Genomic DNA, 7,297 nt, shown 5'->3' with positions numbered 1-7,297 from the left:
TTAACTCGGGCGGAAGGCAGAGACCCGACAAGCATAAGACGAGCAGGCCGTGAGAAGTGCTTTTCTTCTCATGGACTGATTGGCTTATGACTCGAAGGTCTCAGCTTGCAGCTGGACAACCCGAAAAGCGGAGAACGTGCTTTTCAAACAGTTTTTAATTAAGGCACTATGATTGTCTGGACTAATTATAGACGCAATATATTGGATGATAAGCAGACATACGTCAAGCATAAAGACGAGCAGGCCGTGGGAGGTGCCCTTTCCTCTCATGGACTGATTGGCTTATGACTCGAGAAAGGCAGTTCGCACCTAGCTAAAAGTCTTAATCAAACTCCCTATTCATAGGTATGTTACCTGCCTCACTGTTGCAAAATAAAAGCAGGGCATGACACACGCATGATAAAAAGGGAGTTTTGCATATGGATCAATCATTAGGCTATCTAAGAGAAATATTAGCTGGCCACACGGAAAATGATGCAGTCGGAAAGAGATTATATGATGTAGTTTCCTGTAGAGACTTTTCTACCGACGGCGCTTTTGTCGATGAATTGACAGCGGAAGAAAACGATTATCTTAATAATATTCTGAGCGAGGCAATTGATTACTCCAAGCAAGAGGGAGACCTGGAACGCGCTAAGCATTTAAATGAGGTCTACGAATTATTGCTGACCTATTAAGCAGCGGCGCTGGAAAATCAAAAAAAACCTGTGGACTGCAAACAGCCACAGGTTTTCTATTACACATTTATACTTCCCGCCCAGTTACTCCTGGAGCATAGTCTGTTTTCTTATTATTAGAATGAGAATGGGGATCTTCCTTCCCAACATGGTCGTCTTGTCCTGTACCAATATATACGGTTTTATGTTTTTGCTGTATTTTATTAAATTGTTCAAAATCCTGGTTTACCATTGGATTTCCCCCATAATGTTTGAATTTTAACCTAATACTACTTACTAGTATCACAAATCCTCTCTGGAATATCCCCTTTTTACACCTTCTTTTTGTATTTGGTAAAAGTTAATCCTTACATAATAATGTGGCTGCAGACTGAAAATAAAAACAATATAATATGCCATCTTTTAGAACGCATTTAACGAAAGAAAGGAGTAAAAATATGCTCTCTCCTGAACAATTAACAAATTTTAAGTCTCTTTTAACTCAGAATAAAGAACAGCTCGAAACCCGATTTCAAAAAAATGATCAGCTCGGCCTGGATTGGAGATTTCCTCAGGAAAGCTTGGGTGAATTGTCTGGCTATGATAATCACCCCGGCGATCAGGGAACAGAGTTATTTGAACGAGAAAAGGATATTGCTCTTAACGAACATTATAAGCTCGAATATGCCCATATAGAAAACGCACTAAAGGCCATTGAAGATGGCACGTATGGTACATGCAAGGTATGCGGAGAAGAAATCCCTCTCGAAAGGTTAGAGGCAATACCCAATACCACTTATTGTATAAACCATGCCGATCAATACGCAGCAGTAGGCCGCCCTCTTGAAGAAGGAGTGCTGATGCCTCCTTTCGGAAAGTTTGATATGGATGGGAAAGATGAAAACGTAGCTTATGATGCTGAAGATGCATGGCAGGACACCGCTGAGCATGGCACATCCAATTCTCCATCCGATTTCTTCAGGCCGAAAAACTTATATGGAGATATGTATGAAGAAGGGGAAGAACAAGTAGGCTATGTGGAAGCTTACGAAAATTTCATAGGCAATGATATGTACGGAAATAATATTACCGTATATCCAAATGAACGCCATGAAGAGTATGAGGACCTCTTAGACGAAGAAGGGATCATGACCAGTTTTGGAGATTTGCATCCTTATGAGCTGGATCCCTATGTTGAAGAAGATGAAAAGCGGACACAACGCGATTGGCCTTAAGCTGCAATCTGCCTTTTATAATAAATATGCTGCCGGCAGGAACATCCGGCAGCTTTTATTATTGTTCTAACTCATTTTAATAAGAGCTTCTTTCACTGCCATCCCTTTTGTAATCCCCAGGCGTTCAGCTTCAAATGTCACTGATTCGAGCGAAGCTTCAAGAAGCTCTTCCAGCGTTTTTACCCCTACAGCACGTCCAGCAAGGATTTTCCTATCTTTTAACCTGTCATTTAGCAGCCCGATGTCAAGCGCCCCGCACATTACATATCCGCTGTCAGATGTAATGGCTAATAATGACGTTTTTGGCAGTTCCACAACTACACCTAAGAAGGTGATGTTGTTTATGATAATCGGCTTTAATGTAACCATATAACACCCACCTCGCCTTCTCTTCATTCATATGAAAAAAAGAAGGAATAGGTGATAGCTTACAGCTTTAAAATAATCCGTCTGCTGATGAGCCAGCCTTGCAGATCTGCAGCTCCAAAATATCACGCAGAAATTCAGGCATATAATAATGTTTATTTTCGAGCCTCTGTAAATGCGGGAAAAAGTGCCCAAATGTAAACATATCCGGTATAGCCAGCCTGTATGTCTGGTCTTTATGGAGCGGCTCTCCATTTATCTTAATATCCGTTCCGTTAAACTCTATCCGGTCATAAACCATATTTCCCATGATTCTGCCCCTAAAACCAAGACCTTTTATTTGAAGTTCTGGCCACTCTTCACTCTTTGACTGAAGCAAAATCTCCTTTAATTCATTTCCCTGCAATTCTGCCACACAAGGATTAATAGGGTGCGGGCATATTCGATGAATATCAAATTTTGTAACAGCACCCTTTGGCAGCATCTCTAATATTAATCCTGAATTTAAAAAAGAACAGTCTGCCTTGCACCATTCAGTCAGCCCTTCGCATAAAAGCCGCGGCAGATCAGAAGGCTCAAACCATTCAGAAGTTAAATCCACTGGCAGATGAGCCACAATAGTACTCAATTCGTTTTTTCCCGCTTTATACAGATCTTCTGCGAAATGTTCTTCACCCTGTGCGGGTTCTAAATTGCGCGGCTCATATACCCGGGCTTTTTTAACCATATCATGGCCAATGCCATTCAGTTCAACATGGCCGACATAATACCCATACTTTCCAGCACCGCAGACAAGAGTGTTACGAATCTCTTTTCCCTCATGCAGCACATGATGTGTATGTGAGCCAAGAATCACATCCACATCTGGATAATCTTCTGCTATTCTTTCGTCATCATATAATCCTAAATGGGATAAGAGAACTATAATATCCGCTTTGTTCTTTAAATGTTCAATCTCAGTTTCTATAGCCTGAAAAGGATCCGTGATCTTCCACTCTAACAGCTCGTAATATTTCTGATAATAAGCGGTTACTCCTATCAAGCCAACTTTCATTCCTTTTTTTGTTTCATGAATGAAAGAAGGAACGGCCCATGCAGGCCGATCTCCGTTTAAATCGTAAATATTGGCCGCTAATACTTTAAAGTCTGCATTTATATATAATTCATCCAGTTTATTATGAGGAAGTGTTATGCCTTCATTGTTGCCTATAGCGGCATATTGATAGCCGGCTTCATTAAGAAGCTTGATATTTCCTTTTCCATACGTACCTTCTGTAAAAGGATGTGAGCGGTCGATGTGATCTCCCACATCCACAACAATCATTTCATCTCCCGTTTCCTCATGCCACTTCTTTCTTTTGGCAAGGAATTTTTCTATTCTTGGCCAGGACTCAAAATGGCTGTGCAAATCGTTTGTATGATAAATGTGGATTGTGTCATTCATGGGATACCCCTTTTTACTCTCTACCCGGGCTGCTTATATACCCGGTTTATTATTTTTATTAAACGAAGGCAGGTATCTGTTATTTTTTAATCAAAAAAGATCGAGCTGCCTTGAAGTTAACCCTTTGTATTCTATGCCAAGTATGTCTATCATTTCTTTCGCATTTCCGGCAGCATCGCCTCCAGAATTATTATTAAACAAAACAAAGACATCTTTGCTTTGTTTGTGGAGGATTTTTATAGTGTCTGCCATTTCTTCTAATTCTTTGCGATTATATTTGTACAAATACCTAACTTCTCTCCATTTATCGCCAGAAGCCGGCTTTTTCCAGCCATGAACATTTCTGCCGTGCAGCCTGACAAGGGTTTTATCCTTATGAGTGGCCCGAGGAACCAGAGGAATAGAGCCTTCACCCACTTGAGGTTCATCGCAAATACTATGTATCCAGCCTTCCGACTCCATGAATTTCAATGTGCGATCATAGAATTCAGGAGAAAACCAGGATCGATTGCGAAACTCCAAAGCTCCTGGAAGCTCACCCATTTCCTCCTTACACCAGCGCAAATAGTCCACATTTTCTTTTGTGCAATCAAACCATGGAGGAAATTGAAATAATACCATGGCTAGTTTCCCCTCTGTCTCAAAAGGCATAACAGATTTTTTAAAGGCATCAAACATTTCCTTTTCAGTAGCAAAGGGAATTTCTCCCCGCTGATGCCCTGTCATCCCCTGATACGCTTTAATAATGAATTGAAAGGATTGAGGAGTGTCAGCTGTCCATTTTTGCACATTTCTTTCAGGCTGAACCGCATAAAAGGAAGCATCAACCTCGACGGCAGGAAAATGACCGCCATACTCTTTGAGTTTGTCTCTCGCAGCTATTTTATCAGGATAAATGGAGTCGTGATCACCCCAGCCAGTCACGCCGATAAAAATCATATGAGTTACCTCTCACTCTAGTTTTGCTTCATTATAGCACAGCAGGACGAGTTTACCCCATTCACGAGTATTGGCAGGCTGCACAGGCGGAATAATTTTACAGTTATATAGATGATGAACAGGGTAAGAGCCTAGAGTATGTTTATTTCCTATCTCCAATCTATAAGGAGGTATTGTATGTTCGGTTTTAACGACTTTTGGAAGTTCTTTTCTGCTTTTTTTCTTATTTTTCCCATAGTGACTATCATTCATTTATTAGGGCACCTCTTTTTCGTTACTATTTTCGGAGGCAAAGAGAAAAAAATCGTAGTAGGATGCGGTAAGATTTTACTTTCACTATGGAAACTCGAAATTCGCACCTTTTATTTTTGGAGCGGCGGCTGCGAGTTTAAAAAACTCTCTTACAATAACAGATTTTCTACCACTCTCATTTTTCTTGGAGGGTCTATTTTTAACCTAGGAAGTATCTTGTTGATTAATCTGTTAATCGCAGGTAAATATATAGAATCCAATGCATGGAGCTACCAATTTCAGTATTTCAGCTTTAATACTATGTTCTTTGCCCTTTTTCCGATGGATTTTCCGAATGGCACCCCGAGTGACGGACGCGCAGTTTGGCTGCTTTGGAAAAACAGAATAAAAAATAAGCAGAGCGATGACCTTGTTTTCAATGATATCGAAGAGAAAATAGAGGAGATGTATGATGTGGAGGATCATAAAAAGTAAAGCCAGAATTTATGAATCTTCTGGCTCTTCCTATGCACAACAAGTTAGTTTTCAACCTTATATTTTTGTTTGTAATGACTTAAAGTTAAGAGCGGAAATACATAGCGATAGCTGTGATAATGAATATAGAAAAAATTGGCCATTCCCTGTCCTGCTGGATAATGATTAGTCCATCCTTCTCTTTCTCCCTCTCTGAGCAGAAAAGAAATGGCCTTTTCAATGTGTGGACCCGGCTTGTCAAATACCGAAATCAAAGCATCGGCCGCCCATGCTGTATGTGTCAGGGTACTGCTTCCTAAAGGCACATACCTTCGCTGAATATCACTTAAGCAGGATTCCCCCCAGCCTCCATCTTCATTCTGAATCTGAATCAGCCAGTCTGCAGCCTTAATAATAGAAGGATGTCCGGGAGAGACTCCTGCGGCTGATAATCCTGTTAGGGCTGCCCATGTTCCATATATATAGCAGATTCCCCATCTTCCATACCAGGACCCAACAGACTTCTGATTGCGAAGGATCCAATCGACTCCTTTATTTACTCTGTCATCCGGAATTTTCAAATTTACATAGTTGCCTAAGAACTCAAGTGTCCTTCCTGTCAAGTCAGGAGTAGATGGATCCGTCAGGATATATTCCGCTCCCTGAATTGGCAGAAGGTGAAGAAGTTTGTTATTAACATTTTTTTCAAAAGCCGGCCAGCCGCCATCATTATTCTGCATAGATAATGCATATTGGAGCCCGCGGGTCCAGGCCTGCTGATAGTCAGGGTTCACTCCATTTAAAGCCCTTAATGAAGCAGTCGTGTCATCTACATCCGGGTTAATAGAATTCAAATCTGAGAAGCCCCACCCCCCGGGAGAGGCATCGGGATTATGAATGATCCAATCTCCATATTTATACTGCTGGCGGGACAGCAAATATTGATTCGCTCTTTGAACGGAGAGATCCTCCGAGGGAAGACCAGACTCCTGAAGAGCATAGCTGATCAAAGAGGTATTCCATACATTGGCAGTGGTATACTGAAAGTGAACATTCCCGTCGATGATACATATCATTGATTTCAGGCCTTTGACCGATTTTATTATCACAGGGTCGTTTTTTGAATGGCCGAGTGACAAAAGGGCTATAATCATATAAAAAGTAGAACTAAAGTAATTGTATAACGTGCCATCAGCTTCAAGCCGGCCAAACATATATCTTTTTACCGCTTCTATTGCAAGAGAATGCAGATAGCGCGGCAAACCGATTAATGCTTTTGCCCCTTGAGCGATATGGTCAAATAGACTTCTTGCTTCTCCTGTTCTAAACTCTTCCCAATCCTCCTCTTCATTTCTTGTGATAATTAAATCTGAAAGACTCGGTGTATCATGCGTTTTCAGCCGGAATTTTTTATTCCCCAGAAGCAAAATGGGTATGAGATTGGACCGGCCAAATACAGAAATATCATATATGCTGATAAAAAAAGAGGATGGAAGAAGGACAGCTTCTATAGGAACAGGAAATACGATCGGCCATTTATATTGTCCAGTCATAGCCAGCAGAAATTTTGTATACATTCCTGCTTTCCGAAGGCCGCCCTTTGACAATATAAATTTTCTAGCTTTCCTCATATTCCGATCCGCCTTATTCCGATGGCCCGAGTACAGCAAAGCATAATAGCACTCGATTGTTAAAGAAAGATTCCCTTCAGGTTCATCATGAAATAACTTCCATGATCCATTTTCTAGCTGCCTGCTTTCTATTCTTTTTGCAGCAGAGTGGATAAGATGAGCTTCGTTTTGCTCTAGCAGCTTCAACAGGATAATCATGTAAGCATCTGTAATCAAACCTGTCTCAAAAGGATAATTCCAGGAACCGTCTTTTGTTTGGTCTTTTTTTAGTACTCTTACCAGCCGGTCTATTTCAGACTGTACCGAATGCATGTACCGTTC

At 41.0% G+C, this 7,297-nt stretch carries 9 protein-coding genes; 3 read left to right on the top strand and 6 right to left on the bottom strand.

Annotation, left to right across the window (positions count from 1 at the left end; genetic code table 11):
• The first annotated feature begins 419 nt into the window (after window positions 1-419).
• Entirely contained in the window at window positions 420-677 is a 258-nt protein-coding gene (locus JOC77_RS18890; RefSeq protein ID WP_204546977.1) for a sporulation protein, read from the top strand.
• A gap of 67 nt (window positions 678-744) precedes the next feature.
• Here the strand turns inward: JOC77_RS18890 and JOC77_RS18885 are convergent, their stop codons facing one another.
• Window positions 745-909: a hypothetical protein gene (locus JOC77_RS18885; protein WP_204546974.1), complete on the bottom strand. Its 165-nt coding sequence runs from the start codon at window positions 907-909 to the stop codon at window positions 745-747.
• 205 nt (window positions 910-1,114) lie between these two features.
• On the opposite strand from JOC77_RS18885, the gene JOC77_RS18880 reads away from it, so the two are divergent.
• Complete coding sequence (locus tag JOC77_RS18880) at window positions 1,115-1,891, top strand: TraR/DksA C4-type zinc finger protein (protein WP_204546971.1); 777 nt, start codon at window positions 1,115-1,117, stop codon at window positions 1,889-1,891.
• A 66-nt stretch (window positions 1,892-1,957) separates the two neighbouring features.
• On the opposite strand, the gene JOC77_RS18875 is transcribed toward JOC77_RS18880, so the two are convergent.
• The 4 genes from JOC77_RS18875 to JOC77_RS18860 form a co-directional block, all read right to left on the bottom strand.
• Window positions 1,958-2,260 (bottom strand): YunC family protein, encoded by a 303-nt coding sequence (locus tag JOC77_RS18875; protein WP_204546968.1) that lies wholly within the window; start codon window positions 2,258-2,260, stop codon window positions 1,958-1,960.
• Window positions 2,261-2,327: 67 nt separating this feature from the next.
• Window positions 2,328-3,701: a bifunctional metallophosphatase/5'-nucleotidase gene (locus tag JOC77_RS18870; RefSeq protein ID WP_204546965.1), complete on the bottom strand. Its 1,374-nt coding sequence runs from the start codon at window positions 3,699-3,701 to the stop codon at window positions 2,328-2,330.
• 90 nt (window positions 3,702-3,791) lie between these two features.
• Complete coding sequence (locus JOC77_RS18865; RefSeq protein WP_204546950.1) at window positions 3,792-4,640, bottom strand: DUF72 domain-containing protein; 849 nt, start codon at window positions 4,638-4,640, stop codon at window positions 3,792-3,794.
• 12 nt (window positions 4,641-4,652) lie between these two features.
• Window positions 4,653-4,892, bottom strand: coding sequence for a hypothetical protein (locus JOC77_RS18860; protein ID WP_204546993.1), 240 nt, complete (start codon window positions 4,890-4,892; stop codon window positions 4,653-4,655).
• A 219-nt stretch (window positions 4,893-5,111) separates the two neighbouring features.
• Here JOC77_RS18860 and JOC77_RS21420 point away from each other — a divergent pair, with 219 nt between their 5' ends.
• Window positions 5,112-5,366: a hypothetical protein gene (locus tag JOC77_RS21420; protein WP_239558912.1), complete on the top strand. Its 255-nt coding sequence runs from the start codon at window positions 5,112-5,114 to the stop codon at window positions 5,364-5,366.
• A gap of 44 nt (window positions 5,367-5,410) precedes the next feature.
• On the opposite strand, the gene shc is transcribed toward JOC77_RS21420, so the two are convergent.
• The gene (shc, locus tag JOC77_RS18850) at window positions 5,411-7,288 is read right to left on the bottom strand and encodes a squalene--hopene cyclase (protein WP_204546944.1); all 1,878 of its coding nucleotides are present in this window, start codon (window positions 7,286-7,288) and stop codon (window positions 5,411-5,413) included.
• Between the last annotated feature and the right edge of the window lie 9 nt (window positions 7,289-7,297).

The sequence above is a fragment of the Peribacillus deserti genome, from assembly GCF_016909175.1.
Lineage (GTDB): Bacteria > Bacillota > Bacilli > Bacillales > DSM-1321 > Paraperibacillus > Paraperibacillus deserti.
This window is presented reverse-complemented; position numbering and strand designations above follow the sequence as displayed.

Bases quoted from the DNA above. Each gene is read 5' to 3' on its own strand.
- JOC77_RS18890 (WP_204546977.1), top strand. From the start codon at position 420: ATGGATCAATCATTAGGCTATCTAAGAGAAATATTAGCTGGCCACACG.
- JOC77_RS18885 (WP_204546974.1), bottom strand. From the start codon at position 909: ATGGTAAACCAGGATTTTGAACAATTTAATAAAATACAGCAAAAACAT.
- JOC77_RS18880 (WP_204546971.1), top strand. From the start codon at position 1,115: ATGCTCTCTCCTGAACAATTAACAAATTTTAAGTCTCTTTTAACTCAG.
- JOC77_RS18875 (WP_204546968.1), bottom strand. From the start codon at position 2,260: ATGGTTACATTAAAGCCGATTATCATAAACAACATCACCTTCTTAGGT.
- JOC77_RS18870 (WP_204546965.1), bottom strand. From the start codon at position 3,701: ATGAATGACACAATCCACATTTATCATACAAACGATTTGCACAGCCAT.
- JOC77_RS18865 (WP_204546950.1), bottom strand. From the start codon at position 4,640: ATGATTTTTATCGGCGTGACTGGCTGGGGTGATCACGACTCCATTTAT.
- JOC77_RS18860 (WP_204546993.1), bottom strand. From the start codon at position 4,892: ATGAATGATAGTCACTATGGGAAAAATAAGAAAAAAAGCAGAAAAGAA.
- shc (WP_204546944.1), bottom strand. From the start codon at position 7,288: ATGCATTCGGTACAGTCTGAAATAGACCGGCTGGTAAGAGTACTAAAA.